Annotated in this window: 1 protein-coding gene; it reads right to left on the bottom strand. The window is 66.5% G+C overall.

The window, feature by feature from the left end:
* Nucleotides 1-18 precede the first annotated feature (18 nt).
* Nucleotides 19-887, bottom strand: a protein-coding gene (locus ACLJOU_RS46930; RefSeq protein ID WP_410575789.1) for an IS5 family transposase whose coding sequence is annotated in 2 segments (ribosomal slippage) — nt 19-513 and nt 516-887 — 867 coding nt in all. Because the reading frame shifts where the segments join, the coding sequence is not laid out codon by codon here.
* Nucleotides 888-942 lie beyond the last annotated feature (55 nt).

The raw sequence follows: 942 nt of genomic DNA, 5'->3' as shown, positions 1-942 counted from the left end.
TAGGAGCTGTCCTGTAAGTCATCGGAGCCAGAGCACGATGGCGGCGATGGTCAGTTCGGCCTGGTAGTAGGCGGCGCGTTTGGCGTAGCGGGTGGCCAGGTCACGGAATTGCTTGAGCCGGTTGAAGCAGCGTTCAACGACATTGCGGTGCTTGTAGACCTCGGCATCGAATGCGGGTGGCCGCCCGCCGCGGGAGCCCTTGGCGGCGCGGCGGGCGATCTGGTCGTCCCGCTCCGGGCTGACGAGGGCGATCTGCCGGTCTCGCATCGCCCGGCGGGTCGAAGGATGCGAATACGCCTTGTCCGCGATCACTGTCTCCGGACGACAGCGGGGCCGACCTGGTCCGATCCGGGCAACGCTGATGCCGTCCAGCAGCGGGAGCAACTGCGGGTTGTCTCCCGCTTGGCCTGGGGTAAGCAGGATCCGTATCGGCAGACCTCGCCCTTCGACGGCGAGGTGGATCTTGGTGCTCAGTCCGCCGCGGGACCGGCCGAGTCCTTCCCCGTCGAGGGCGAGGGCTTCGATTCCGTCGCTGCATCCCCTTTTTTCCGGGCACCAGCGGCATGCTGGTGCGCCCGGACCACGCTGGAGTCGACCGAGATGATCCACTCCAGGTCACCCACAGCGTCGTCTTTGACGATCACCCGGTCGAGGATCTTGTCCCAGGTGCCGTCCTTGGTCCACAACCGCAGCCGTTCATGCGCGGTCTTCCACGGGCCATAGCGTTCGGGCAGGTCACGCCACGGAGCACCGGTGCGCAGCTTCCACAAGATCGCATTGATGACCTGCCGGTGATCCCGCCACCGCCGCCCACCGCCCTGCTGCGGCGGCAGCAACGGCGCGATCACCGCCCACGCCTTATCTGTCAACTCACCGCGACCAACCACCGGACACGACTACCAGAGGTCCAGCTCCACCACTTACAGGACACGCCCTAGCCGC

Origin of the sequence: Amycolatopsis sp. cmx-4-61, assembly GCF_046548775.1 — a bacterium.
Lineage (GTDB): Bacteria > Actinomycetota > Actinomycetes > Mycobacteriales > Pseudonocardiaceae > Amycolatopsis.
This window is presented reverse-complemented; position numbering and strand designations above follow the sequence as displayed.